At 64.4% G+C, this 25,858-nt stretch carries 23 protein-coding genes and 2 pseudogenes; 19 read left to right on the top strand and 6 right to left on the bottom strand.

Annotation, left to right across the window (positions count from 1 at the left end):
• The 3 genes and pseudogenes from U9983_RS16230 to U9983_RS16220 form a co-directional block, all read left to right on the top strand.
• Positions 1-367, top strand: a pseudogene (locus tag U9983_RS16230) (hypothetical protein); the annotation flags it as partial.
• A complete protein-coding gene (locus U9983_RS16225; RefSeq protein ID WP_322754832.1) occupies positions 357-698 on the top strand; it encodes a hypothetical protein in 342 nt (113 codons plus the stop codon). The pseudogene U9983_RS16230 and the gene U9983_RS16225, both read left to right, overlap by 11 nt.
• Before the next feature lie 463 nt (positions 699-1,161).
• Positions 1,162-1,629: a hypothetical protein gene (locus tag U9983_RS16220; RefSeq protein WP_322754831.1), complete on the top strand. Its 468-nt coding sequence runs from the start codon at positions 1,162-1,164 to the stop codon at positions 1,627-1,629.
• A gap of 40 nt (positions 1,630-1,669) precedes the next feature.
• Here the strand turns inward: U9983_RS16220 and U9983_RS16215 are convergent, their stop codons facing one another.
• A complete protein-coding gene (locus U9983_RS16215; protein WP_322754830.1) occupies positions 1,670-1,858 on the bottom strand; it encodes a hypothetical protein in 189 nt (62 codons plus the stop codon).
• 575 nt (positions 1,859-2,433) lie between these two features.
• Between U9983_RS16215 and U9983_RS16210 the strand changes: the two genes are divergently transcribed.
• From U9983_RS16210 to U9983_RS16200, 3 genes are all read left to right on the top strand, one after another.
• Entirely contained in the window at positions 2,434-2,994 is a 561-nt protein-coding gene (locus U9983_RS16210) for a hypothetical protein (protein ID WP_322754829.1), read from the top strand.
• A 401-nt stretch (positions 2,995-3,395) separates the two neighbouring features.
• Positions 3,396-3,668 (top strand): hypothetical protein, encoded by a 273-nt coding sequence (locus tag U9983_RS16205; protein ID WP_322754828.1) that lies wholly within the window; start codon positions 3,396-3,398, stop codon positions 3,666-3,668.
• A gap of 205 nt (positions 3,669-3,873) precedes the next feature.
• Complete coding sequence (locus U9983_RS16200; RefSeq protein ID WP_322754827.1) at positions 3,874-4,047, top strand: hypothetical protein; 174 nt, start codon at positions 3,874-3,876, stop codon at positions 4,045-4,047.
• 390 nt (positions 4,048-4,437) lie between these two features.
• Here the strand turns inward: U9983_RS16200 and U9983_RS16195 are convergent, their stop codons facing one another.
• Entirely contained in the window at positions 4,438-8,844 is a 4,407-nt protein-coding gene (locus U9983_RS16195; protein WP_322754826.1) for an FtsK/SpoIIIE domain-containing protein, read from the bottom strand.
• Positions 8,845-9,059: 215 nt separating this feature from the next.
• Here U9983_RS16195 and U9983_RS16190 point away from each other — a divergent pair, with 215 nt between their 5' ends.
• Positions 9,060-10,166 carry a phosphotransferase gene (locus U9983_RS16190; protein ID WP_322754825.1) on the top strand — a complete coding sequence of 369 codons (1,107 nt, stop codon included), beginning with the start codon at positions 9,060-9,062 and terminating at the stop codon, positions 10,164-10,166.
• 55 nt (positions 10,167-10,221) lie between these two features.
• Here U9983_RS16190 and U9983_RS16185 read toward each other — a convergent pair whose 3' ends face one another.
• The 3 genes and pseudogenes from U9983_RS16185 to U9983_RS16175 all read right to left on the bottom strand — a co-directional run bounded on the left by U9983_RS16185 (position 10,222) and on the right by U9983_RS16175 (position 12,562).
• Positions 10,222-11,385, bottom strand: coding sequence for a Rieske 2Fe-2S domain-containing protein (locus tag U9983_RS16185; protein ID WP_322754824.1), 1,164 nt, complete (start codon positions 11,383-11,385; stop codon positions 10,222-10,224).
• Between the two features lie 179 nt (positions 11,386-11,564).
• A pseudogene (locus U9983_RS16180) lies at positions 11,565-11,678 on the bottom strand (hypothetical protein); the annotation flags it as partial.
• Between the two features lie 17 nt (positions 11,679-11,695).
• Complete coding sequence (locus tag U9983_RS16175) at positions 11,696-12,562, bottom strand: TetR family transcriptional regulator (protein WP_322754822.1); 867 nt, start codon at positions 12,560-12,562, stop codon at positions 11,696-11,698.
• 190 nt (positions 12,563-12,752) lie between these two features.
• Between U9983_RS16175 and U9983_RS16170 the strand changes: the two genes are divergently transcribed.
• The 6 genes from U9983_RS16170 to U9983_RS16145 all read left to right on the top strand — a co-directional run bounded on the left by U9983_RS16170 (position 12,753) and on the right by U9983_RS16145 (position 18,367).
• A complete protein-coding gene (locus U9983_RS16170) occupies positions 12,753-13,955 on the top strand; it encodes an amidohydrolase family protein (RefSeq protein ID WP_322754821.1) in 1,203 nt (400 codons plus the stop codon).
• A 361-nt stretch (positions 13,956-14,316) separates the two neighbouring features.
• Positions 14,317-15,516 carry an ABC transporter substrate-binding protein gene (locus U9983_RS16165; RefSeq protein ID WP_322754820.1) on the top strand — a complete coding sequence of 400 codons (1,200 nt, stop codon included), beginning with the start codon at positions 14,317-14,319 and terminating at the stop codon, positions 15,514-15,516.
• Positions 15,517-15,635: 119 nt separating this feature from the next.
• On the top strand, positions 15,636-16,076 hold the full coding sequence (locus tag U9983_RS16160; RefSeq protein ID WP_322750750.1) for an NfeD family protein: 441 nt from the start codon (positions 15,636-15,638) through the stop codon (positions 16,074-16,076).
• 69 nt (positions 16,077-16,145) lie between these two features.
• Positions 16,146-17,066 carry an SPFH domain-containing protein gene (locus tag U9983_RS16155; RefSeq protein WP_322754819.1) on the top strand — a complete coding sequence of 307 codons (921 nt, stop codon included), beginning with the start codon at positions 16,146-16,148 and terminating at the stop codon, positions 17,064-17,066.
• 137 nt (positions 17,067-17,203) lie between these two features.
• Positions 17,204-18,037, top strand: coding sequence for a metal ABC transporter substrate-binding protein (locus tag U9983_RS16150; RefSeq protein ID WP_322754818.1), 834 nt, complete (start codon positions 17,204-17,206; stop codon positions 18,035-18,037).
• Between the two features lie 21 nt (positions 18,038-18,058).
• A complete protein-coding gene (locus U9983_RS16145; RefSeq protein ID WP_322754834.1) occupies positions 18,059-18,367 on the top strand; it encodes a metal ABC transporter permease in 309 nt (102 codons plus the stop codon).
• A gap of 49 nt (positions 18,368-18,416) precedes the next feature.
• On the opposite strand, the gene U9983_RS16140 is transcribed toward U9983_RS16145, so the two are convergent.
• Positions 18,417-18,878: a polyketide cyclase gene (locus U9983_RS16140; protein ID WP_322754817.1), complete on the bottom strand. Its 462-nt coding sequence runs from the start codon at positions 18,876-18,878 to the stop codon at positions 18,417-18,419.
• Positions 18,879-18,901: 23 nt separating this feature from the next.
• Here U9983_RS16140 and U9983_RS16135 point away from each other — a divergent pair, with 23 nt between their 5' ends.
• From U9983_RS16135 to U9983_RS16110, 6 genes are all read left to right on the top strand, one after another.
• Entirely contained in the window at positions 18,902-19,192 is a 291-nt protein-coding gene (locus U9983_RS16135) for a type II toxin-antitoxin system prevent-host-death family antitoxin (RefSeq protein WP_322754816.1), read from the top strand.
• Positions 19,177-19,575: a PIN domain-containing protein gene (locus U9983_RS16130; protein WP_322754815.1), complete on the top strand. Its 399-nt coding sequence runs from the start codon at positions 19,177-19,179 to the stop codon at positions 19,573-19,575. Before U9983_RS16135 ends, U9983_RS16130 begins: the two co-directional genes overlap by 16 nt.
• A gap of 878 nt (positions 19,576-20,453) precedes the next feature.
• Complete coding sequence (locus U9983_RS16125) at positions 20,454-20,981, top strand: SCO family protein (RefSeq protein WP_322754814.1); 528 nt, start codon at positions 20,454-20,456, stop codon at positions 20,979-20,981.
• Positions 20,982-21,247: 266 nt separating this feature from the next.
• Entirely contained in the window at positions 21,248-22,531 is a 1,284-nt protein-coding gene (locus U9983_RS16120; protein ID WP_322754813.1) for a glycosyltransferase family 2 protein, read from the top strand.
• A 95-nt stretch (positions 22,532-22,626) separates the two neighbouring features.
• Positions 22,627-24,096, top strand: a complete 1,470-nt coding sequence (locus tag U9983_RS16115; RefSeq protein WP_322754812.1) for an ArnT family glycosyltransferase — start codon at positions 22,627-22,629, stop codon at positions 24,094-24,096.
• A gap of 69 nt (positions 24,097-24,165) precedes the next feature.
• Positions 24,166-25,503: a glycosyltransferase family 2 protein gene (locus U9983_RS16110; RefSeq protein ID WP_322754811.1), complete on the top strand. Its 1,338-nt coding sequence runs from the start codon at positions 24,166-24,168 to the stop codon at positions 25,501-25,503.
• Positions 25,504-25,858: the final 355 nt, after the last annotated feature.

The following is a 25,858-nucleotide window of genomic DNA, read 5'->3' as shown; positions in this document are numbered from 1 at the left end:
CGCTCCCGCCCCCAACCCCCACACCTACGTCCCCAACCCCTTGGGCTGGCTCGACCCCCTCGGCCTCGCACCGTACACAATTCTCTCAGTGATCCACGAAGATTCGCGCCTGGTCAAGGAGGCGGAAACGGCCGGGCGAACTCATCAGCGCAGCATAGATAATCTGACCTCCCAGCTTTCCCGCGGAAACCTGAATCCCGGCATTGGGAGCAAGTATCTGTTCGATGATGTTTTCGAAGCGCGGGCTCGGGATGGTGCTCGGGTTTATTTTAGAAATATTGAAAATAGAGTGGCGATTCTTGCAAAATCATCAAAGGCTAACCAGCCTCGGGTAATCGGAATTCTTAGGGAACTCTATGGTCAATGATGGGCGCTGGGAAAGAGATGGGCCTTATCTGCGTCATGTAGAAGAAGGATTCACCTTGACCCTACTCGTCGGGATGGAACTAGAGGCTCCGCTGGACGTCATGGTTGAGCTTTCTGACGGTGTGCAACGATTTGCTACTATATTTACTCCTGACTCAATTGGCCGAATTCAAAAAAAAGATGTTGAATCAGGTGAATGTTTGAATGGTAGATATTTTTGGGCCAAGAACATCATTCTTGTTGACACAATTGATTCGGGCTTGGTTGAATCAATTGTACTTGACCTGATCAGATCTGGTGAGATTTATCATGCTTTTGGTACAGAGCGTTGATTATAACGAGAAAAGTCCCGAGATCGGTCGCCATGTGGCTGGGTAAGGGGCGACGAAGAACGTTGTTGATGCGAAACTCGATGGCATGATGGCGACAATGCGGGTGAGACCAGGGGGCGCGTACTCCGGGTCGCTGCTGAGGGCTTTCGGTGGCGCCAGCGCCTACGAGACCGTGCGCCGGTGACTTGATGAGCACTGGCAGCTCAAGGCCATTGTCACGATGGACCGCTTCCGTGCTGAGAATCCTGAAGACTGGGCCGAGTACTTGGCCGAGGGGGAGGAGCGGAGCGCGGTCGACGCCTCGGCTACCGAGGTGTGGGACGAGACAGCTTGGCGCGGGTGCCAAGCCCTGGGATGTGTGTGGTGGCTGGACTTCACATTATACGCATCGTTTTGAAGTTCACGTCAGGCCGGGGCCGCGTGATTGGCTGAAGCAGTTCGAGATTAAATCGGATGAACCGGGGTGGTATTCGCTGCCCGCGGAGCGGGTTTCGGAGTTCAATGCAAGGGTTGTGAAAATTATTGTGAGGCCACGCTGACGACTAATTTTTTGATCAAAAGTACGTTTCTCTCCAGTCTGGTATCGATTGCTCGCCAGCCGTCGACGTTGCCAAGTGAACTCAATGAAGAGTTTCGGCGGGCGCTTCTTGATTTCGGCTCGATGACCGATGATAATGTTTCCGCCGTGGATCGTGTACTGATGCAGCGGACTAACGGCAACGATCCGTCGGTCATCGCGCTGACCGTGGGAGCAAACGCGGTTCCCTTGGCAAGCGTAACCAACTCTGCGGAAGGATCCGACATTCCGGCCGGCGTCCGCGGCGATTTTCCGGAGCTGGAGCAAGCAGACTGGGATGCGGTGCTGAGAGTCGTGACAATGATCTTGACCGCACTGGAGTCGGAGCCGCTCCTCGAAACAGGCCCTGAGTAATGACGGTCTTCGGGATCGGTCCTGGTTGTCCGGATCGGGATCAGGTGGCTGCCGGGGGTCCTTCCTCGTCGTCGGGCAGCGGGGTGGCCTGGAGGGCTACCTGTACGCCGATGGCGGCGGCTTCCAGTTCGGCCGGGTCGTCGGGGTGGTTGACCGTGCCGTCGGGGAGGACGGTCGAACCGGCCTGGGGCGAAGAAGACGTCGGTGCCGGTGGTGAATGCTTCGGCACGTATGGGCTCGGACAGTGGTGATCCTGTACCGCGGCGAGCTTGGATGGTATCGGCGATCTCCGGGTCGAGTGGTCCGGCCTCCCTGCGAGCGCAGGGTACTGCGGAACAGTCCTGAAGGGCTGGCGGTGGTCGGGGTCTGTGTTCCGCGGAACGCACCGGTCGCCCGGCTGTCGTGGACGAGCGTGGCGAGCGTGGCGAACGTGGCGTTACCCGCCAGCTGGGCGTCCCCGGGTCGATCCAGCGCGGGGGCCTCCTGGGGCGGCGGAACCTCCAGCATCGTGTTACTCACGGCATGTCCTCACTCTCGGAAAGTTACATCGTTATTTCTACAGGCCCCGGCCATACCGTTACGGTCACACCGGCCGCATAGCGTCTGTACGCGTCTGAAAGGTGGTGAGTGAACAGCCAACTGGATAGGCAGGAAACCGACGCCAGCGGCCTGTGGGCTCCCGGCGCGATCGTGCATGTCCCGTCCAGCCGCGCTGTGGTCCGGTAAGTCACTCCTCAGATCGGTCCTGGTTCTGAGATAACGGCCCTCCAAGAAGCAGCGGCTTCCGATGAGAGGTTGACCTCATTGGAACTGCTACATCTGGCGACGCCCTATGTCCAGATTACTGAAGGTGAGGTGATCGGCTATAAGGGAAAGAGCGAGGCTGCGCTGCCTCTTGTAACATTCAGGGCCGTCGACAGCACATCTTGGGATCTATACGGCCGATACGAAAGTAATGATCCTCTTGAATTTCAAGGGGGGTTCAATCCACCTTGCTACGTGCCTAATCCGATAACACGGCTGGACCCGTTTGGATTGGCACCTTGCGATCGGTTGAACTGGAGTTCGCGGGCAAACCGGACTTCGGTGCAGAATGCATTTGCGCATTGGAAGAAACGCGGCGGCCAATTTCCGCACATTCCGAACGCGCTGCAGTTCGTGCGGAAGGCCCATGAATTCATGGATAAGCCTCCATTGGGGGCACGAACCGTCCGCACCACGAGGTATGACGGCGCGGTGGATATCGAGACGTGGGATCCTGCTACGAATATTTTTGGCGTACGTTCCGATGGCGGGTTGATGCGTACGTTCCAGGTGCTCGATCCCTCCCATCCCAGCTACGCCAACATTGTCGGCAGGTTTTAGATGGCTTCGTCAGATGGCAGCGATACCAGCTGTCGGGTTTGCGGCCTTGACTTGGGTGAACCCCCATGGGGGCCAGATGGTTCGAGTCCCACCTATATCATCTGTTGGTGCTGTGGCACAGAAGCGGGTGTGGACGATATTACTCGAGAATCGGCACTGTATTTTCGAAAAAAATGGATCGATTCCGGTGCGCAGTGGTTCAGTCCGAGGGAGCGCCCTGTTGGCTGGGATTTGCAAGAACAGATAACTCATATTCCAGCTTGCTACAGGTGAAGAGATAGTTGCACAACCGGGGTGGAAGGGCTGGGACGAAGCGTTTGAGGGTTTCGGGCGGTGCTCGTCGCTGACCGTGAACGTGGGGACACCGCTGGGTTCACAGGATTTCGGGAAGAAGGGCGTGCATGTGCACGCCCAACGGCGTCGAAGTCGTCCTTCGTCCGGGTACCGACGGAATCGTGCTTAAACCCTTCTATGGTAAGGATTTCGGCGGCCCCTTTGATGCGGCCCTTCCTCATGTCGAGGAGGCCCTTCGGGGTCCGGTATTCCGAGCGAAGCTCAAGGGTCAGCTGGAGACCGCGCTGCCCGGTCTTGCGAAGAATCCGGATCGGCTGGTGAGGAATCGATCTATCGAAGTCCATCGACTTCTCAAATTGCTGGACAGAATTGGAAGATGAATGGCTGGAAATCGTTGGTCTCGAAGACTCTGCCGAGATTCCGGATCTACCATTCCGGGTGTGCCGGATAATCGGCTATCTGGGAACTGGGCCATATGATGACCTTCTCGTCGTCGTTCTGGATGGTGACCGGGGAAGGTTGGTGATAGCGAATGGAGATTCGGCGGGAGTCAATTGCGTTGCCATGACTTCAAGCTGTCGAATTTTGGTTCTCAAAGAACTCGTCAGAGTCGACTTTGAGGCCGTGCATGCGGGCGCCTACGAGGTGTTGGTCCCACCGGCCGGCAAACTGCTTGCCGCCAGTCGCAACGGTGTCGCCGCCGACCTACCGATCTGGACGGTCGGCTCGGATGATCTGATCACGGCGTGGCGGGCGTAAGGCCATGGACCTGGATGGTATCGGCGATCTTTGGCTCGAGCGGTCCGATTCCCTGGGAGGCAGTGCGCTGCGGAACAGTGCTGAACGGCCGGTAGCGGTCAGGTTCTGTGTTCCGCGGAACACCCAGATACAGCGGCATCGTAGGTAGAAAAGGTCATCATAACGGCCGATTCAACCTACTGTCGGACGACATTCGGCCGAACGGTAGGTGGTTCCGGTCATCAGGATGGCCTCAACGACCTACGCACCCCGGCCCCGTCACCCGGATTCTGTTCACCGGCGGCATCACATGGCAGACGGTGAAGCCTTTTGACCGGCACGACCACGCCACTCTGGTCCGTGACACGGCGTCAGTACCGGGGGCCGGCTACCGGGGGTGCCGGGGGCCGGCTACCGGGCCAGCTGCACCAGGGCCGTGGTGCGGGCGGTGGCGAGGTGACCGCGGCCGGCCGGAGCGGCGAAGAACTGGTCGGGTTCCAGTCTGAAGCCGTGCTCGCGTGCCGTCACCGGCACGGTGGGCGTGAGCAGCAGCCGGGCACCGCTGGTCATGATCTCGCTGACGACCCGGGCGAGGGAGCGGCGTTGGCCAGTGAGGATGGGCGCCGCGTCGCCGCACAGCACCAGCGCGTGGCGGCCGAGCGAGCCGGGGCCCGCGATGTCCTGAAGCAGCGTCGGGCCGTCGGTGAAGTTGACCTGGGTCGGAATCAGGGTGATCTGTTCGCAGTCGTCGACGACCACCGCGTACCGGCCGTCGCCGAAGGCTTCGGCCGTGGCCCGTAGGTCGGTGTCCTGCACCGTCGTCCCGGTCACGATCCGGACGCCGTCGTCGTCATCCCCGACAAGGGTCGGCAGCGGTGAGCGTGGTGGGGCGACGACCAGCACGCCGACGCCGATCCGCCGCAGCCCGCGAATGACGGTCGCCGCCGCGGTCGTCCGCCCGGACCTCGTGGGGCCGGAGACCAGTAGCAGGTGCGGCCCGACGTCGAAGAAGTCCAGGCCCACGATGTCGACATCCGGGCCGCCCACGCCGAGCGGCAGCCAGGCGTCGGACGGGGGTGGGTCGGGGAGCCGCAGGTCCTCGACCCTGAGCTGGGTCGGTAGCGGCGGGAACGGCCGTGGCAGGCGGGCTGGTCCGGCGGCGGGCAGTCCGGTGGCGGGAAACCCGGTGGTGGCCGGTCGGGTGGCGGGAAACCCGGTGGTGGCCGGTCGGGTGGTGGCAAGCCGGGCGGTGACCTGGCCGACGAGCATGTCGGGATCGATGTCCGGGCGACAGATCTGGATGTGCGTCCCGGTGGCGGCGTCCGCGGCTCGGCCGGGTACCGATGGCGGGCTTGCCACCCCCGACGGCAGGTGCGCCCGGCGCACATCCTCCTTGCCGAACGGTAGGAGCAGGCGGTGGGTGAACAGCGCCACCACCTTGCTGGTGAACAGCTCCTGGCCGCCCAGGGGCACCACGTGTACGCCCAGCGGCGGCCCGGCTACGATCGTTTCGCGTAGCGTGGTCAGCAGGGACGTCTCCAGGAATGTCGGGTCGCTGCGGTTTTCGAACCGCTCCCAGCCGTCGACCACAACGACGATCCACGGATCCCGCAGCCCTCCGGCCACGGAGCCGCCACCGAGGCCGATGCCGATGCCACCCAAGCGTCCTATCTGGCGCCGGGCGACCTCCTGGTGCAGCCAGGTGACGAACCGGCGGATGCGGTCGGGCTCGCCGCCGGCGATCACCGCGCCGCAGTGCGGCAACCCCGCGTAGGCTGCCAGCCCCGCCGGCTGGTGCTCGATGACGTACACCTGCGCCTCGTCCGGCCGAAAGCGTGCGGCCAGACTGGTGATCAGTGTACGGGCCAGCGTCGTGCGGCCCTGCTGCGGTCCACCGGCCACCAGCAGCCGGTCGCTTCCGGCGAGGTCGAGCACGGCCGGCGGCTGGGCCTGGGCGTCGGGGATGTCGATCAGGCCGTACGGGACGGCTGTCGCGGGCGGTTCGACGGTGGCCCTGGCCGCAAGGTCGTCGAGCGTCAGGTCCGCGGGCAGCGACGGCAGCAGCGGTCGCAACGGCGCCGGGCGGCCCAGCCGGCCGGCGGCGGCCTCGATCGCGCGGACGGTCAACATCTGGTCGGTGGCCGCGCCGCCGTGGTCCGCCCGATCCTCCGGCCGGGCGGTGCCGAGCGCGACCCAGTCCACGATCCGGATGTGGGCGGGCCGCGCCCCACCGACGGGCGGCGGATCACCCAGGTAGCCGGACTGGAACAGGCGCGGCGTCCGCGTCTCGTCCTTCGTGCAGAGAATCATGCCGCGGCCACGCAGCCGGCCGGGGATGGCCGCGGCATCCGGTATGCCCAGGACCTCGACGCTGTCGGCCGGCTCGTTCTGTCGGAGGGTGATCCGCAGTTCGATGTTGTTCTTCAGCTCGGCCGACAGCTTGCCCTGCAGCGACTGCGTGGCCAGCACCAGGTGCATGCCCAGCGACCGGCCTTTGGCCGCGACGTTGACCAGTGCCCGCAGGAAGTCCGGGGACGTCTCCAGTACCCGGGCGAACTCATCGAAGATCATAACAAGGCGGGGGAGCGCGGGCAGCCCGGGTGCATCGCGCCGGGCCCGCCAGTACTCGTCGATCTCACCGCCGTACCGGGCGAGCAGGGACTCCCGGCGGCGCACCTCCGCCCGTACCGAGGCGAGGACCCGGTCTGCGGCAGCCTGGTCGAAGACGTCCGCCGGTGTCTCGCCGGTGGAGCGGATGAGCCCGACGACGTGCGGGCAGCGCTCGAACGGGAGGAACGCGCTGCCGCCCTTGAAGTCGACGAGGACGAGGTTCAGCTCGTCGGGGGTGTTGGCCAGTAGCAGCGAGGTGACGAGCGTCTGGAGCAGGATGCTCTTGCCCGCGCCGGTGGCGCCGCCGAGCATCGTGTGCGGTCCCTGCCCGGCGAGGTCGACGGTGACCGGACCGTCCCCGTCCGCGCCGAGGAGCACCCGGGTGGTCGGCCCCGGCTGGTCCGCCCACAGGGCGAGCACGTCGTCCGCGGACGGTAGGCCGACGCCGACGAGGTCGAGGAAGCGCACCGGGTAGGGGATGGCTGATTCCGCACTGCCCAGTGACAGCCGGTCGCGCAGGGCTGCGACGGCCCGAGCGAGCCGCTCGGCGTCGGCGGGGTCGATTCCCTCGCAGCGGCCGATCGCGACCTGCTCGCCGCGGCGGTGGGTCAGCCGGACGGCACGAGTGTCGTCGACCTGACATTCTGCGCGGCACTCGTTCATCCCGTGCCGGTCGACGGCGATCACGTACACGCCCGCCTCCGGCCCGTCCCGCAGGATCGCCTTCATACCCGACAGGTTGCGCAACGCGAGTGCACCGTCGAGCACGACCACGACGTCCTCGGCGAAACCGACGTTCCCGCTGCCCCGGCGTTCGGCGGACCGGATGGTGATCAGATCCCGGAGCTCGGCGATGCGGCTGGCCCGGGTGTGCTCGGTATTGCCGACCCAGCAGGGCACCGGGCCCGCCTCACCTGCGGCGACGTGCGGCAGCCAGGCCGCCCACGCCAGGTCGCCCCGATCCCCGGATGTGATCAGGACGATCCGCAGGTCGTCGGGGCTGCGGAGCACGCCGAGCTGGACCAGCAACCACCGGGCCAGGTCAGCGGCGGGGCCGGCCGGACCGGTGACGCCCAACACACCCACGGCGCGCAGGTCGACGGTCAGCGGCACGCCGCGCAGGGTCGGCTCGGTGAAACCGGCCCAGCGCTCGCCGCGCAGGTCGATCGAGGGGGGCTCGTCCGCGGTGCCCACTCGCAACCGCAGACCGTCCGGCGAGTCCGCGTTGCGCGGCCATACCCGGCGGTCGGCTCCGGTCGCGGCAAGGGTGAGGTCGAGCCGGTCGGGCGCCTGCGCGCGGCGGATCTTCTCCTCGGCGGCCACTGCGGTCGTGATCGTGTGCAGCGCCGCCCCCTTCTCCTTCTCGAAGCGTTGATCGTCAGCGCCCCGCTGTCTGCGGGTCACCAGCTGGTTGCCGATGACGCTGGCCGGGCCGAGTAGGCAGGTCACCAGCAGGATGGGGTTGCGCATGACCACGAACAGGACGCCACCGACAAGGACCGGCAGCAGCGCCGGGATCCAGACGGCGCCGCGGGAGGCGGTCTGGCGGGTGGGGGCCGACGGCAGCGTCACCTCGGTACGTCCGACGGCGGGTGTCGGGGCGAAGGCCCGGTCGAAGTCGAGGCGACCGTCGTGGCTGCGGGTCGTCGGCAGCGGCGAGCGGGGCAGCGGCACCCACTCCATGCGGTCGGTACCGGCCTCGAGAACGGCCCCGGCCGCAAGGGGCGCCGGCCCGACCAGGGACGCGTCGTCGACCAGGGTGCCGTTGCTGGAATGGAGGTCCTCGACGGTGACCGCGGCATCCCTTGACACCGTGAGCGCCGCATGGTTGCGGGAGACTTCGTCACAGGTGAGCACGACCCGCGCCTGCGGATCGCGTCCCATGACATGGCCGCCCGGATCGAGCCAGCTGACCAGGCCGGCGTCGTGGCCGTCGAGCACCCGCAGCGCGCCGACGGCACCGGGCACAACGGCGCGCGGTTGTGGACCCGGCGCTCCGATACTGATTGTCGTGCCGTGCACCAGCGGGCTGTCGCCAACGGTCGCGGCGGGGTCGAGCAGTCGGCCGCCGACGAAGCAACGGCGACCGCCGACCGGTAATGGCAGCGCGTCGAGCACGGAACCGACCCCGGTCCCGGGATCGGCCGATATCTCGACGTCATACCGCGCGCCGGTGCCGGGGTCGTGCACACTCAGTCTGAGGATCATCCTCTGCTTCGCTCTGTGTGTGTCCGTGTGCTGTGGCCACCGCCAGGTACCACCAAGAACAGTGTCTCGGACATCATCGGAGGCCGACCGCTTGAGGTGTGCCCGGGCACGTACAGGTTCGTCGAGGACCGGCGATTGCCCTCGGGTGCCGCCGTGAGGAACGGATGTCTTCGTCAGGCCAGTCGTCTGCAACGGTTTCTGTGCCAGAATCCAGCATGGCGAGTCTACCCAGGTCGGCTGAAGACCTCACCCCCGCGATGCTGACCACCCTGTTGCGTCCGGCCCATCCAACAGTTGTCGTCGACGGGGTGGACCTGATAGGCGCGACGCGGGTCGGTGTTGCCACCGCTACCGGTGAGAAGGCGTCTACCGCGGATCGTCTGACGCTCGGATTGCGGTACGCGCCGGGATGCGATGCAGGGCTGCCACCGCGGATGTTCCTCAAGACCCTGCTGGTCGGTGAGGATCAGTCGGGTCTGCCGCGCGCAGCTCCCGCCATGTACCGCACGGAGATCGGTTTCTACCGGGAGGTCCGCCCCCAGCTCGACGTGGAGGCACCCCGGATGTTCTTCGGCGATCTCGACGACGAGACCGGGCAGTTCGTGGTGCTCATCGAGGATCTCTCGTTGCGGGATGCAACATATCCCAATGCGCTGGGGTCACTGACCCGTGAACAGGCTGCCGCGCTGCTTGCGGAGCTGGCCAAGGTCCATGCCGCCTACTGGTCAAGTTCTGATCTTCACGAGGTCTTCCCATGGCTGGAGACACCCGACTCGGGCGAGAACATGGAGTTCTTCCGGACCATCGGTCGGAAGATCTTCGACAAGCAGCTGAAGATCGACTGGAAAGCCGAGATCGTCGCCGGACTCGGGCGATCACACGACGAACTCTGGGCGGCGTTGTGGAAGCTTCAGGTCCTCATGGAGAAGGAACACAGATGCCTGCTGCACGGTGACGCTCACGTCGCCAACACCTATCTGCTGCCGACGGGTGGCGGACTGCTCGACTGGCAGTTCTGCAAGGCCGGTAACTGGTCCAGCGACGTCGCCTACCTGATCGTGACCGCCCTTGATTCTGAGCGTCGGCGGACCCTTGAGCGGGACCTGATCGCCGGTTACCTCGACGAACTCGCCCGCCACGGCGTCACGCCTCCCAGCGCCGATGACGCCTGGCTGCTCTACCGGCAGAACATGGTCTGGGGGGTGGCTGTGGGCTGGGTGATGACTCCGCCCACCCACCACGGCCCGGCTCTGATCAGTGCCAACCTTCAGCGGTGTGTCACTGCTGCCATCGACCTCGAGTCCTTCAAGGCCGTCAGCTGACCGCAGCGTTCGCTCCGCTGATGTCAATCCCCGCCGATGTCGGCGGCCGGTGATCTTACCGGCCGCCGTGGCTGTCGGCCGCGGTGGGCTGCCCGTCGTGGTCGTTGCGGGGCGCTGGCGTCGGCTCACCCGTCGGCGTCGGCTCACCCGCTGGCGTCGGGTCCCCGAAACGCCAGCCGGGTAGGATATGGCGGCGGTAGAAGGCCCGGTACTCGCGTATGGCCGCCCCGTCCGGTTTCACTGAAAGGGGCTTGGCGGGGGCCCGCATCCACCTGAGAACTTCCATGTCGGAGTAGTAGTTCCACTTGATGATGAAGAACATGAGCCGGCCCAGAACACGGTTGAGCGGGCCGAAGTAACGGTCAGGGCCGATCTTGCGGACGGCGATACGCCAGGTGAAGATGAACAGACCCTCGCGTACCGGTGTACCCCCGGTGAGAACTGTGAGCATGGGCGACGTCCGGTCGATGGTCGCATCCTGTTGCGTCCGGTACACGCCGATGCAGGGCGCGGCCATCTCACCGAACGCGTGCGAGTTGAACAGCCGTTGGACCTTGGATTGCGGCCGCCCGCCCGCGGGTCGGAGCTGGAACTCGAAGCGGGCTCCCTCGTTCGCCAGGACGGCGTATTCGACCGGTGCGGTGATCCGATGGCTGTACGGGAAATGGTAGGAGTCGACGATGTGCTCGGATATCGGCAGGGGCTCACCGCGGCCGATGTACACCTCGCCCTTGACATTGAGGAATTGTGAGGAGTCGAAGTGTGAGATGTCGAGGAACTCCCGGACGGGCTCCGGACCGTACCAGAAGTAGATGTTTCCCGCCCGTTCGATGACGGGTACCGCGTGTTGGCGGGCCCGGCGTGGGATACTGGCGGCCGGCACCCGTGGAATAGCCGCGCAGCGGCCGTCGGTCTCGAATTCCCAGGCGTGGTAACCGCAGGCCAGCCGGTCGCCACTCACCCAGCCGCAGCGACCCAGGTCGGCCCCCATGTGACAGCACTGGCTGTCGATCATGCCAACTGTCCCGGTCCGGTTTCGAAAGAGCGCGAACTGGCGGGACATGAACTCGACCGGAACCACCTGGCCGGCTTTTAGATCTTCGCCGAAACGCGCGAAGTACCAACCGACCGGGTAGTCGGTGAGCTGTTCCTCGTGCGCAGGCTGGTTCGCCAACAGTCGTCGGTCGTATGCCTTGCGCCGTCGTCGCGGTGCCGACACAGGTCCTCCTCCGGTACGTCCACCGAGCACATGAGAACGTCGAGGCGCCCGTCGGCGCCGATCGTGAACGTGACCACCGGCGCCCGCCCGCCCGCGAACACCATGACGCCATCCTGGCCGAGGCCCCGATCGGGATGGCGCGGGACCGGGATGACGTAGGACGACTTTCCTGGCTGACTTTATACCGCTGGGCTGGCGATTGTCCTGGCTTGCAGGTACTCCCGGAAGCTGTCGAGACCGTGTTCGCGGCCGACACCGCTGATCCCGTAACCGCCGAACGGCGTGTCGGGGTAGGAGTTCATCCCGATGTTCATGGTCTGTCCGGTAGCTGCCCTGGTGGTGTGGAGCATGGTTTCCCATCATCGCCGGACTGGCAATCAGCGCGGGGGGTGCCCGCTGCGGGGGGACGGCCTTCCCCGGAGCGAACGGTGCGGGTGGTTGTGCGGGAGGACGGGGCGGCCAGCATCCCGGACATCGCCTCGGTCAGGTCTGTGACCAGATCGTGCAGTTCTTCGTCCGAGGGCGGGCCACCTGGGTCGTGACCGGTGGGATCGGTTGCGCAGTGTGCGGCCGCGTCGGGTTGCGTCTCGGTGGCGTGGGCGCGTTCGTAGTCGGCAAGCGCGGCGATGGCCATCCGCATGGCAAGGTTGAATCGGCGCCGGAACACAGCTTCCGGCAGGGTGGGAAGAGCATGCCGCAGGATGTCCCGGGCCTGGCGGAACGTGGCGTCCATGCCGCTCTCCGGTCGGCGGATGCGATGATCACGTGCATGGTCGGCCTGAAGTCGGGCCAGGAAACTGACGTACTTTCCGTGACCAACCAGCTCCGCCAGCGGCCGTACGATGGCCTCGACCGTGGCCAGGATCGTGGCCTGGATCGTCGCCTGGCCGGTGGCCCGGGCGAGCAGTGTCGATCTGCGTGCGTTGAGTACGGTCGCGCGATGTTCGAAGATCGCTTCGAGGAGCCGCTCTTTGTCGCCGAAGTGATACTGGGCCGCTCCGGTATTGTGACTACCCGCGGCAGCGGCGATCTCGCGCAGCGAAACCGCGTCGAGACCCCGTTCCGCGAACAGGCGTTCAGCCGTCGCGATCAGGGCGTCACGGGTGGTCCTGCTACGATCGTAACTACGGCGTCGCTCGTTGCGGCCGGGGTTGCCGGTGGTTGTCAGGCCCCTCACCCATCCAGTGTGACGCCGACGCTTGTCATGTCCCCGTGGCCACTCAGCCCAGCCCCTTTTCATATTCTCGCACAACTGCTTTAGTTCTGGGTGTCAGGGTGAGCCCTCCGTCCGCCACCGGGGCCGGCGGTGCCGGTAACGAAGCGGTCGGTCACCAAACGGCCACCTATGAAACCGCAGCGGAGGTTCGATGACAGCTGAAATTCCGCCGATCATTTCCGTGGACGACCACGTGATTGAGCCGCCGCACCTGTGGCACGAGTGGCTGCCCGGCAGATACCGGGAGGCCGGCCCGCGCGTCGTGCGCGCACCGTACGAGATGGTGCCGGCGGACGGATGGCCGTTCCGGATGGCTGCCAGCGGCCCGGAGACCGACTGGTGGGTGTACGAGGACCTCCGGTATGCGGTGGTCGCGGGGATGGCTTCCGCGGGCCGGAAGCCGGCGGAGATCGGTAAGGAGCCGGTCGGATACGACCAGATGCGGCCGGGTTTCTACGACCCCGGGGCGCGCCTGGCCGACATGGATGTCAACCACGTCGAACGGTCATTGTGTTTTCCGACCTTCCCCAGGTTCTGCGGTCAGACCTTTTACGAGGCGAAGGACAAGGAACTCGCGTTGGCATGCGTTCACGCCTACAACAACTGGATGGTCGAGGAGTGGTGCGGTGACAGCGGCGGCAGGCTCATCCCGCTCTGTCTGATTCCGTTGTGGGATATTGAGCTCGCCGCGGCCGAGGTGCGCCGCAACGCCGCCCGAGGTGTGCGTGCCGTTGCTTTCAGTGAGCTGCCGGCGAAGCTCGGCCTGCCCAGTCTGCACGATGCCCGGCGGCCGTGGGATCCACTGCTGCGGGCGTGCGAGGAGACTGCGACGGTGGTGTGCATGCACATCGGGTCGTCATCGCAGTTTCTTACCACCTCGGCGGACGCGCCGACGAGTGTGCGGATCGCGATCACCGCGGTGAATTCGCAGATGGCGATGGCGGACTGGCTGCTGTCCGGTGTCCTTGCGCGTTTTCCCGCCTTGAAGGTCGCGTTCTCGGAAAGTCAGATCGGATGGATGCCGTATCTGTTCGAACGCGCCGACCGGGTCTGGCGCATGGGTAACGCGGCCTCCGGCCTGCCACCGGAAATAACCGAACCGCCCAGCAGCTATGTGGCCGGCCGGGTGTACGGTTGTTTTTTCGAGGACGACTTCGGGCTCGCCAGCCGCCATGCAATCGGCGTCGACCAGATTACCTTCGAAAGCGACTACCCGCACCAGGACACCACCTGGCCGAATACCCGCGCGTATGCCGAGCAGGCGATGAAGGACATCCCGGCCGCTGATGTCGAGCGGATAGTCCGAACGAACGCCATCCGGATGCTCGAGCTTCCGCCGAGTCTTGCAGGATAGCGGCGCACCTCCCTGACCGGCCACCCTGGTCACCATCCTCGGCCCCATATCCCTGCATTCGCGCGATGTGGGGCCGAGGGTGTGTTACGAGAGGGCTGCGGAGCGTTGGTTGGGCCGCAGGGCTTGACGGCCACCCCCGGAGACATCACATTTGGCTCAATCATTGTCCGCTTAAGGTCACTGTGAGGGCGAGGGGGCCCGGAGCTCGTAGATGTCGTGCAACCGCACCGGCTGGCTGCGGCACCGGAAAGTCGCCCGGAAGCGTCCGGGCGGTGACGGTGCGAGTGAATCGATGCCGCACATTCGCGTTTTTGATCAATTCTGTTACAAGGGGAGATAGGCCGTGCGCACAAAGTTATCAATGACCATGGGCTTGGCGGGTGCGCTCGCACTCACGCTGGTTGCATGTGGGAGCAGTTCGACCGGAGACACGCCCAAGGCGGTCGTTACCGCCACGGGCAGTCAGCTGACCGGCGAACCGATCAAGGTCATGGTCATCGTCCCGCTGTCCGGGCCGTCGGAGGCGTTCACCGACATCCCGCCCGCGGCGAAGGCGGCCGTGGCCGCGATCAACAAGGCGGGTGGCGTCAAGGGGCGACCCTTTGAAGTCACCATCTGTGACGATCAGTTTGATCCGAACAAGGCCGCCGACTGCGCGACCCAGGCGGTCAGCGGAAAATACCTGTTCGCAACCGGAGTCTCCCCGAACGGTGACCGCTACATGCCGATCCTGGAGAAGGCGAAGATCCCGGTAGTCGGTGCGACCCCGAACAGCGCAAGCGAGCTGAAGAGCCCGTACTCGTACCCGTTCCTCTCCGGTGTCATCGAGGTTGCCGGTGGTGGAACCGCCTGCGGCAAGCTCGGTAAGAAGACCCCGGGGGTCGCCGTTGTCGACATCGCGGCCGGCCGCAACTCGGCCTCGCTGTTCGACGTCGGTCTCAAGCCGTACAACCTGCCGGCTCCCAAGAGCGTCTTCATCCCGCCGACCGCCACCGACTTCACGACCTACGCAGCCAACATCAGTAGCGCCGACTGCGTCGAGGCCGTGCTCGGTGGTGCCTCCTTTGAGCGACTGACGCAGGCGATGCGTCAGGCCGGCAACAACGCGACCGTGGCCTATGGATCGGGACAGGTCAGCCAGCAGCGAATCGACCGACTGGGCGCGGCTGCCACCGGCATGGTCCTCGTCGCCCAGAACCCGGCGGTGACCGATACCACCGTCCCGGCGGTGAAGAAGTTCCATGACGAGTCCGTCGCCTACGGTACGGCCGAGAAGGAGCTGACCGACGAGGGTCTGGTCATATGGGGGGCCACCCACCTGGTGGCCGAGCTCGCCGCCAAGCTGACCACGATCGACGGCGAGAACCTGGCTCAGGCACTCAATGCGGCTGGTGATATCGACTACCCGCCGCTCACCAAGGTCAACTTTGCGAAGCCTGTTCCGCTCATTTCGCCGGACAACCGGATCTTCTCGACCGATGTGCAGTTCTCGGAGGTCAAGGACGGCAAGCGCGTCCCCCTCTTCGACGGCAAGGCGATCAACGTTCTCAACCCGTCCTGACACGTCGCTGGCCGGGCCACGCACAGTGGCCCGGCCAGCTCGACGTGCCTGGTGAGACCGGACCTCCGTCGCGACGTTTTCGTGTTCACAGCAGGTCCCACAGTGCCTACGATGATGGCATGTCAGCGTGGCTCTGGTGGTTGGTGATTGCCGGAGTCCTCGGGGTCGGTGAGATGCTGACGCTGGCCCTGATCCTCGGGATGACGGCGATCGCGGCGCTCGTCGCAGCGATCGTGGCGGGCGTCGGGGGCGGTCCTCTCGCCCAGCTCGCGGCGTTCGCCGCTACCTCCGTCGCGCTGCTGCTCGGGCTGCGGCCCGTCGCGCGCCGCCACCTGACCCAGTCGCCCGCTGTCGCGACGGGTATAGATGCGCTGATCGGTAAGGTCGGCGTCGTTCTGGAGTCCGTCGACGGCGCTGACGGTCGGGTCAAGATCGGCGGTGAGGTGTGGTCGGCACGCGTGACGATGGCCGGCCAGACACTCGAACCGGGCACCAGCGTCCGCGTGCTGCGCATCGACGGCGCGACCGCAGTCGTCCACCCCGCCGAATTGTGGACGTAGTGACGACCGGAGGCGCTGATGCGATGAGGATGCCGTGAGGTACCCAGACATGACAGCGGGGCCGTTCTGATGGCCGGGCTGATCGTGGCCGCTGTGGTCGTGATCGTACTGGTCGTCTTCCTCGCCCGAGCCGTCCGGGTGGTACCGCAGGCCCGCGCGGTGGTGGTTGAGCGCCTTGGCCGCTACCACCGGACCCTCGGCCCAGGCCTCGCCATCGTCATCCCCGCGGTGGACCGGATCAGGGAGCGCGTTGACCTGCGAGAACAGGTGGTGACGTTTCCACCACAACCGGTAATCACCGAGGATAACCTTGTCGTCAGCATTGACACCGTCATCTTTTTCCAGGTCACCGACCCGCGGGCGGCCACCTACGAGATCGCTGATGTGATCCGCGCGATCGAGCAGCTCACGGTCACCACATTGCGTAACGTGATTGGCAGCCTGAACCTGGAGCAGACGCTGACGTCCCGCGATGAGATCAACACCCGATTGCGGGGTGTCCTCGACGAGGCGACCGGTAAGTGGGGCATCCGGGTGAACCGAGTGGAAATCAAGGCAATTGAGCCGCCACCGTCGATCCAGGACTCGATGGAAAAGCAGATGCGTGCCGAGCGGGACCGACGGGCGGCAATTCTGTCTGCCGAGGGCGTCAAGCAGAGCGAGATTCTGCGGGCCGAGGGTGCAAAACAGGCTGCGATCCTGCGAGCCCAGGGCGAGCGGGAAGCGAAGATTCTTTCTGCCCAGGGTGAGGCCCAGGCTATTGCCACGGTGTTCCAGGCGATCCATGAAGGCAACGCGGACCGCAAGCTCCTTGCCTACCAGTACCTGCAGACCCTGCCGCGTCTCGCGGCGGGTGACGCGAACAAGGTCTGGATCATTCCCAGCGACCTGACGAGGGCGTTCGGGGGGCTCGGCGCGTTCAGCGGGTTGGTCGACAGCCCCAGCCAGTCCGACGGTGCTGGCCAGTCCGAGGTGGAAGACGGTGCTTAGAGCAGCGCCTGACTGGTCGTAGCCGTCATCTCAAGCGGAAGCAGCGCCGGCCGGGTTGTGCTTGGCCGTGGTGGGCATGGCGGCTAGCACCGTCTTTGCTCGTGATCGCACTGTTTCCCCTGGCGCTACCGGGTCCCGTGGCGCTGCCGGGGTTCCATGGCACCACCGGGCGTCCGGACCGGGCGGTGGCAGTGCCGGGCCGGACCACCGCTACGCCGACGGCCATGGCGGCCGGAAAGCTCAAGGTGGTTGCGACCACCACCCAGGTCGCCGATTTCGCTCGCGTCATCGGTGGCGACCGGGTGCAGGTGACCCAGATCCTCAAGCCCAATGTCGACCCACACGACTACGAACCGTCGCCGGCGGATGTCAAGGCGATCGGCGAGGCAAACGTTCTCGTGGCCAACGGTGTGGGTCTGGAGAAGTGGCTCGACAGCGCGATCTCGTCCGCGAATTTCAAGGGCACCCGGGTAGAGACCAGCGCGGGCGTGAAGATTCGCGGTGACAACGGCGTAGACGAAGGCTTTAGCGGACTTGATCCTCATATCTGGCACAATCCGCTGAACGTCAAGATCATGGCCGCTAACATCCAGGCTGGCTTCACCGCCAGGGATCCTTCCGGGGCGGACACCTATGAGGAGAACCTGGCCGCGTACACCATCAAACTCGACGCACTCGACGCGGACATCGCACGGAAGATCAACTCGCTGCCTCCCGCAAACCGCAAACTCGTGACCAACCACGACGCCTTCGGCTATTACGTCGACCGGTATCAGCTGACTTTTGTTGGGTCGATCATTCCACGTTTCGACACGTCAGCGGAACTGTCCGGCCGGGAAGCCGGCGTGAAGGTAGTGGCGGGGGAGGATGCCCTGTACGGTGACACGTTCGGCCCGCAGGGCTCGGCCGGCGCGACGTACCTGCAGATGGAAGAGCACAACACTAAAACGATCGTCGGGGCGCTGATGTGAGGGCACAGATCCACGCAGCTCATCCAGACCGCAGTGGCTGTCGTGGGGGCGTCGGTGGTGCTGCTGGCGTTGCGTGAGGAGCTGCTGGTGCGGGCGTTCGACCCGCAGGCGGCGCGGGCGATGGGCTACCGCGTCGGCCTGCTGGATCTCACCCTCAACCGTGTCATCGCTGTCGTCGTCGCGGCAGGTGGCGCGATCGTGCTCACGGCCGCGGGAATATTCGCCCTGTCACTCGTTGTCGCTCCCGTAGTCGGCCCGCTGGTGCGCTGGTGCGCTGGTTCGCCCGACCGAAGCCGACGCGTCAGCCCACCGCCTGACAACTCGTCGTGACCCTGGCTGGGCGGGGCGCTCGAAACCCGCCGCAAAGGCCGAGACATCTCTACTTCACGGTCCTCGCAAGGATGCCGAGGGTCGCGCGCAGGGCGGCTTCGGGGATGACTGGGAGGATGCCCGTGTCGCGGTACTGCTCCCCGATCTGGCTCCAATCGTAGTATGACGTCACCAGGGTCCCGGTCGCGCCGGCCTCGAGTCGATACCCATAGAGGTGTCTGATCGGAGGCTCAATCACCCCGGAGACGGTCCACTCGATGAGGGCGTCCTGCTCGAACCGGGTGATGATCACCGTGACGTCGTACTTGCCTATCGGGTAGTCATTGAGCGACTCTCGATCCATGTGTACGACGAACTCGTCGCCCACCTGCCGCACATGGTCGCCGTCCGCGGACTGGAGCATCCCGGAGCTGTCGATTGCCACATGCCCGTTGGGGTCGCACAGCAGTGCGAAGATCTTCGCTGCCGCCGCCGGGATCTCCCGCTGCACTTCGAACCGCTCTGTCGCCATATCGCCTATCTTGACACGCCCGGGTGGGCTCCGGCGAGGGCGCAATCGCCTCGGCGCAGCGAACCATAACGGCGACCGAGGCGTCTCGGCGGTTTTCGGACCTGCTTGACGCGATCGAGGCCGGTGAAACGATTACCATTACACATGGTAATCATCCTGCTGCGGAGATCGGGCCGGCGCGTCGAAGGACTGGCGCTGATCTTCGAGCCGCGCTCGTCGGTATCACTCCGCCGGACGACGCCTTCGAGCAGAGCGTCGCGGCGGCGGTCGGTTACCTGAGGGCGGACGAGGGTGACCCATGGGCCGCCGCCTGATCCTCGACATCAACATCCTGATTGCCTACGAACGAGGAGCTATTGATCGGTCCGCCCTGGACGACGACGAACTCGCAGTCGCGGCCGTGTCGATCGCTGAATACCGCGTCGGGATCGAGCTCGCCGACACCGCAGTCAGAGCCGCCGATCGTTCACGATCGTTGTCCGCCATGACGTCCGTGCTGGACGTACTCGACTACACAGAGAGCACGGCCGTTTATCATGCCCGCCTCATTGCGGCCTCGCGGCGGATCGGACGCCATCGCGGCGCCCACGATCTGATCATCGCGGCCCATGCGGCCGAGACTGGACGGATCATTATCAGTCGTGATTCCAAGGTGCGACTTGCCGATCTTCCGGATGATCTCGCACTGGAACCGTAGGCGTCCATCGCTTCGCGGCCGGAGCGAAGTGACCGAGGTCTCAACGAGCGTGGCAAAGGTGTAGTGGGTGTCTAAAGGCAACCGAATCTACTCCCAGAGTAATGATAAATAGATGTTCGATGCGGCTGTTGGCGCGCCAGACTCGAGCCCATCACTCATTACCCTTGGTCATCAGGCCGTCCTGCAGCAGGCAACTTCCACATGAGAATCTCGATCGTCAGACACTAATTCATCAACACGGCGATTTACTGCAATCACCTGGCTACATCCTGGTGAATGTCTACCGCGTGGCCACGCAGGATCTTCCTCGGATGTGGTCATGATCCGGCCGAATCCGCTGGCAAGAACCGTCGAACGCGACTGCGGGTCGACCTGGGTGGCACGCGAAACGCTGTTTCTTTGCCGCTCAAACGGCGTCGCCCGGGTCGAGTGGCAGTGGATGCGTTGATTTAGCTGTCCTGAGACAAAGGCCGTGGCTCCTGCTAGCATCAGCTGCGGACCGCTTTTTCTGGGGGGACGTCACGACATGCACCATTCAACTTGCGTTTGGCGTGAAGATCTTTCGGCGACCGGTGGGGGCCGGACTCCGGTAGGTCACGTGGAACGCATTTGCAGAACGTACTACATCGATCGACAGTACGTAACCAGGAGCCGATTCGTCGACCGATGGAGTGGGGAGCGCGTGGCGGGATGACCTGGAAGTGGCCGTTCTTGGGGGTTGGCTACACGGCGACAAGGTCGGCTCGTGGCGGCGCGACCGCGTATCCATGCGTCACGTGAACGTGGCGATCGCCGGCGCTGCAATGGTTCTGGCTACTTCGGCATGCGGGTCATCATCTGGATCAACAGCTGTAGCCGGGCAGCAGGCACGCGCAACCGTGTCCCTCGCGGGCCGTCCGCTGACTCCTGCGGTCGTCGCGCCGACCACCCACCTCACCGACACGAACGGATCTCCATTCGATGTGCGGTCGGAAACCGCGGGCAGGCTGACGTTCGTGTTCTTCGGCTACACCCACTGTCCGGACGTCTGTCCGACAACGGTAGCCGATATCGCCGCGGCTCTCAATCAACAGACTCCGGCCGTTCGAGCAAGGACCACTTTGGTCTTCGTCACGACAGATCCTGACCGTGACTCACCTCAGATCATCCGCCAATGGCTCAACCAGTTCGATGCCTCCTTCATCGGTCTCACCGGGAGTTGGACGGACATCGCAGGCTACGCCACTGCTCTCGGGCTCCCGACCATCCGCCCTGAGCAGGCACCTGACGGGAGCTGGACGGTGGAGCACGTGTCTCAGGTGACCGCCTTCAGTCCGGACGGTACAGCACGTGTGGGATATCTCGCGAACGCAACCGTCGCCAACTACTCACATGATATTCCCCTTCTGCTTGAACACCGAATGTAGTCGGCGTCCCCTCGTACATACCTCACGTTCGCCGAACATGTACGTGTGGTCTGTTGCGGAGGAGCTCCGAAGCACGAGGAACGCTTGCACAAGTGGCCTGTGAACACACCCGTGGCGGAAGTCGCCGCGGGCCGGCCTGAACCGGGAACTGGTCCGGGATCTTCTTTCTGCTAACACCTCGCAGTCGAACCATCCACCACGGAGTCCGGTAGCTCACCACCCGATCACGGGTTGTAGTTGATGCCCGTAATGTGAAAGGAACGATCTTGCTGTCTGCCCTTGTCTCGGCAGCAATCGTTGTCATCGCTCTCACGCTGTTCGCGACGTCCGGCGCCAATCTGTGGTGGATGCTCTACGCGTGGCGCACGCCCGAGACCTACCAGCAAACCTTCTATCTGCCGGCCATCCGCGAACCCGCCCACAGTTTTTCGATCATCGTTCCCGCCCGCCACGAGAACGAGTCGGTCCTTCGAGCGACAATCGCTCGTCTCGTTGATCAGACACACCCACGAGTAGAGATCGTTCTGGCCGTCGGCCACGATGATCCCTCGACCGTGGCGGTGGCCCAGAAGATCGCAGGTACCTATCCGGGCCTGAAGATCTCAATCAACGACTCGGAGGTCAAGAACAAACCACGCCAGCTGAACACCGCCCTGGCCGACTGTACCGGAGACATTGTAGGAGTCTTCGACGCGGAGTCCCTGGCGGCCGCCGAACTGCTCGTCCATGTTGATGAAGTCTTCCAGGCGAATGATGCCGATGTCGTTCAGGGCGCGGTCCAACTCATCAATTTTCAATCCAGCTGGTACTCGCTCCGCAACTGCCTGGAGTACTACTTCTGGTTTCGCTCGCGGCTGCACATGCATGCCCAGAAGCAGTTCATCCCGCTCGGTGGAAATACCGTCTTCGTCCGTAGGGCGCTCCTCAACGAAGTAAACGGATGGGACGGCGACTGCCTCGCTGAGGACTGCGACCTCGGCGTTCGCCTGTCCGCACTCGGCCGCAAGATCAGTGTTGCCTTCGACCCCCGTCTGGTCACCCGGGAGGAGACGCCAGACTCGATATACGCCCTGGTGAAGCAACGGACCCGCTGGAATCTCGGCTTCATCCAGGTGCTCTACAAGGGCGACTGGCGAAGGCTGCCGACGCGCCGGGCGCGAAACCTGGCCCGATTCACCCTCCTACAGCCCATGAGCCAGGCGTTCTCGGGGCTGGTACTCCCGGTGGCCCTGCTGACTGCCGTCATCGGCGACTTCTCTATGATCATTACACTGATATCGTTTCTACCGACCCTCCCGACGGTTGCCATGCTCGGGTTCGAGGTCGTTGCTCTCCGGGCGTTCGGGCAGGACTACGACTTTCGTATCCGGATACGTGACTACGCCCGCCTCGTGTTCTTCACGCCTGCCTACCAGTTGGTTCTCTCGTGGGCGGCCGTCCGATCGGCCTTCCGTTTCTTCGCCGGAAACTTCGAGTGGGAGAAGACAGCTCACGTCGGCGCCCACCTGAGCACACCCGCAATCGCCGACGACGCAGTCAGGAGGATCTGAACGTGTCCACGACCGCAGTATTACCACAACCGGTCGTGACCGCCGTCCGAACACCTGTGGCAGCGGCGATCCGGCCCCGGTGGAGTTGGTCGGACATGACCATCATCGCCGCGCTCATCACGATCATGACTATCGCCCTACTCGTCAACCTCCACGGTTACCCGACCGTCCAGGACGACGAGGGGACATACCTCTCGCAGGCTGAATGGGTGCGGGCACACGGCTCGCTGTCACCGTACACCTACTGGTATGACCACCCGCCGTTCGGCTGGATACAACTGGCTGCATTGTCCTGGATCCCAATTTTCCATGGGGGTCCGCTGACCGTTGCTGCCGGGCGTGCCATTATGGTTCTCTATGCAGACGTGGCCGTCGTGCTGCTCTACCTGCTGGCGCGTCGGCTGCGGATACGTCGGCCCTTCGCCGTCCTTGCTGTGCTCCTGTTTATCTGCTCGCCAATCTCCGTGACATTCCTCCGCCAGGTCTATCTGGACAACCTCGCGATTCCGTGGCTCATCGCGGCCTTCTACTTCGCCAGCACTCCCCGCCGGCATCTCTGGCACTACGTGCTGGCCGGGGCACTTCTGGCAGGTACTGTGCTGACCAAGGAGACCACCGCGATACTCCTGCCCGCCGTCGCGCTCGCAGGCTGGCAGTCCAGTTTTGAGAAGACCCGGGCCTTCGCCTCCGTGGGATTCTGGTTGGGTTTCATTCTCATCTGTCTGGTCTATCCGCTGATGGCCATCCTCAAAGGTGAGCTGTTCGCCGGCCCGATCCATGTGTCGCTGCAGGCCGCGATGAGTTTCCAGTTCATGGATCGGGCGGGTTCGGGCTCGGTGTTCGATCCGTCCGCGTCAGCCCACGCCACGGTGTTCGGCTGGCTGCACCTCGACAAGTGGTTGCTCCTTCTGGGCGCGCTCGCCGCCGTCCTCGCGCTCCTCGTCCGGCGGCTGCGGCCGATCGGGCTGGTGGTGGTGCTGCTGGGGTTCACCCTGTTGCGAAAGGGCTATCTGCCACAGATGTTCATCATCGTGGCGTTGCCCTTTCTTGCGCTGTGCGTGGGCGGGATGGCCGACCAGGCATGGTCGCTCGCCCACCGGTTCGCCAGGCCGGTGCGGTGGTTCGGTGAGGGCGGCCTGGTCGTGGCGCTGACCGGTGGCATTCTGGTCCTCGGACTCGCCTGGCAGCCGGGGATCTCCCGAGCCTTCACCGCGTCCAACAATGTTGAGCATGCCGCCGCGGTAGCCTATCTGCGGAGCCCCACAATTCCGCGGGACAGTCGGGTAGTCGTGGATAACACGATGTGGCAGGACGTCTACCACGCAGGTTTTTCCTCGCCCTGGCGCACGATCTGGTATTACAAAATAGATCTTGACACTGCGGCAAAGGACGAGCTACCGGGAGGCTGGCAGGACTTGGACTACGTCGTCCTCACACCATTCATGAGGCAGGACATCTCCACACTCGGGCTCACGATTATGGCCACCGCGGTCGAACACTCGCAGGTAGTCGCGCGTTTCGGTGCCGGCCCGACCGCTGTTGAGATCCGAAAGGTGCTCAAATGACTTGGCAGCGTAACCGGACAGTGGCGCCGAACGGATGGTGGGTAGTCGAAATATGCCTTCCAGCTCGGTATGAGAACAACCGGAACTGGGGGTAGCGTGAGCCGGAGAATGAAATCGTTGGTCCCGGCGGCTGGAATCGTTGCCGGCGCCGTTCCAGCCGCGCGGCGGGAGCTGGGGCCTGGTCCGGTCGCGCAGCAGTCTGTGCTTGCTGGACCTGCCGGGCCACGTTCGGCGGTGAAATCCGAGGTTCGGCCACAGTTGACGGTGATCGTGCCGACGAGAAACGAAGCCGCCAACGTCGTCGCGCTCCTGAACCGGGTCGACGCGGCGCTCGAGGGTATGGACGCCGAAGTTCTCTTCGTGGACGACTCCACCGACCGCACCCCACAGACAATCGAGGCGGTCAGGCAGGGTTTCAACGTGACGGTGCGGCTGTACCACCGTTCACCCGACCTGCGCTGGGGAGGGCTCGGTGGTGCCGTCGTTGACGGATTCCGCCTGTCGCGTTCTCCTTACGCGGTCGTGATGGACGGTGATCTCCAGCATCCGCCGGAGGCACTGCAGACGTTGTATGACGCCGCGGTCGTCAAGCAGGCGGACATGGTCATCGCCAGCCGGTACCGCGGGGACGGGGACGCGGCGGGGCTGGCCAGCGGTGTGCGTAGGTTCGTGTCATCCGGTGCGAACCTCGTTTCCCGGCTGGCCTTTCCACGTCGGTTGCGGGGTGTAACCGACGTGATGAGCGGATTCTTTCTGGTCCGGGTCGATGCGCTCCGCCTCGACCAGCTTCAGCCCAGCGGTTACAAGATACTGCTTGAGCTTCTCGTTCGCACGGATAAGGTCACCGTGGCGGAAGTCCCGTACTCTTTTGCGGAACGGCATGCGGGTGAGTCCAACGCCTCTGTATTCGAGGGGCTGCGTTTTATCCGGCATCTGTTCTGGCTCAGGGTCCCGCGAGCGGCGCGCTTTGCGCTGGTCGGAGCCACGGGTCTGGTACCGAACATTCTCACCACCGCGATTCTCGCCGCCGCCGGGTTGTACTACATCATTGCCGCCGTCGTGGCTACGCAAATCGCAAACGTGTGGAATTTTATTGGCTGCGAGTTGCTTGTCTGGCATGATCGGAAAGGCTCCTGGCGGCGCCGGATGGCCCCATTCATGTTGCTCAACAGCTGCGATCTGGTCTTCCGGTTGCCGCTGCTCGCCTTCTTTGTGGAGAAGTGGGGGCTCGGTGCCGGCACCGGAACTCTCCTGACCCTGGTCGTCGCGTTCGCGCTGCGGTTCCTACTCATTGACCGGTTGGTATACAGGAATCGGGCCGACAAGCCTCCGGCGCGTCGACCGGACACGACGACGGTGGTCGAGCCCGAAGCGCTCGACAATGTGCTTGTCGAGCATTCGGTATGAGGCCTCGGAAGGCGGCCTACGGAGATCATCCTGCGGTCGTCGCCAACTCGGTTCAGTTGGCGGGGAACGGTACCACAATTTTCGGTGTGTATCGGCACAGATGCAGCTCCGCTGCTTTTGGAGACGTCGACAGAGAAATTCTGGAGAAGGTGGTCCTCAATGACGAGTGCTAAGGATGCCGGCGGCCGTCGCCGGTGGCGGCGCAGGTGGGGCGGACAAACTGTCAGGCCGTTTGGGATGCTCGCCCTGATGGTCATGTTCGTGGCCCTCCTGGCGCCGGCGTTGACGTCGTCTCAGGCAGCGCTGGCCGATGCGACCAATATGGTGCAGAACGGATCCCTGGAGACGGTGAACG

Origin of the sequence: Protofrankia sp. Cas3 (assembly GCF_963555955.1) — a bacterium.
In the GTDB taxonomy this organism is placed as follows: domain Bacteria; phylum Actinomycetota; class Actinomycetes; order Frankiales; family Frankiaceae; genus Protofrankia.
This window is presented reverse-complemented; position numbering and strand designations above follow the sequence as displayed.

Excerpts from the sequence above, each read along its gene's own strand:
- U9983_RS16225 (WP_322754832.1), top strand. The coding sequence starts at position 357 with ATGGTCAATGATGGGCGCTGGGAAAGAGATGGGCCTTATCTGCGTCAT.
- U9983_RS16205 (WP_322754828.1), top strand. The coding sequence starts at position 3,396 with ATGTGCACGCCCAACGGCGTCGAAGTCGTCCTTCGTCCGGGTACCGAC.
- U9983_RS16195 (WP_322754826.1), bottom strand. The coding sequence starts at position 8,844 with ATGATCCTCAGACTGAGTGTGCACGACCCCGGCACCGGCGCGCGGTAT.
- U9983_RS16190 (WP_322754825.1), top strand. The coding sequence starts at position 9,060 with ATGGCGAGTCTACCCAGGTCGGCTGAAGACCTCACCCCCGCGATGCTG.
- U9983_RS16170 (WP_322754821.1), top strand. The coding sequence starts at position 12,753 with ATGACAGCTGAAATTCCGCCGATCATTTCCGTGGACGACCACGTGATT.
- U9983_RS16165 (WP_322754820.1), top strand. The coding sequence starts at position 14,317 with ATGACCATGGGCTTGGCGGGTGCGCTCGCACTCACGCTGGTTGCATGT.
- U9983_RS16160 (WP_322750750.1), top strand. The coding sequence starts at position 15,636 with ATGTCAGCGTGGCTCTGGTGGTTGGTGATTGCCGGAGTCCTCGGGGTC.
- U9983_RS16155 (WP_322754819.1), top strand. The coding sequence starts at position 16,146 with ATGGCCGGGCTGATCGTGGCCGCTGTGGTCGTGATCGTACTGGTCGTC.
- U9983_RS16140 (WP_322754817.1), bottom strand. The coding sequence starts at position 18,878 with ATGGCGACAGAGCGGTTCGAAGTGCAGCGGGAGATCCCGGCGGCGGCA.
- U9983_RS16130 (WP_322754815.1), top strand. The coding sequence starts at position 19,177 with ATGGGCCGCCGCCTGATCCTCGACATCAACATCCTGATTGCCTACGAA.
- U9983_RS16115 (WP_322754812.1), top strand. The coding sequence starts at position 22,627 with ATGACCATCATCGCCGCGCTCATCACGATCATGACTATCGCCCTACTC.
- U9983_RS16110 (WP_322754811.1), top strand. The coding sequence starts at position 24,166 with ATGAGAACAACCGGAACTGGGGGTAGCGTGAGCCGGAGAATGAAATCG.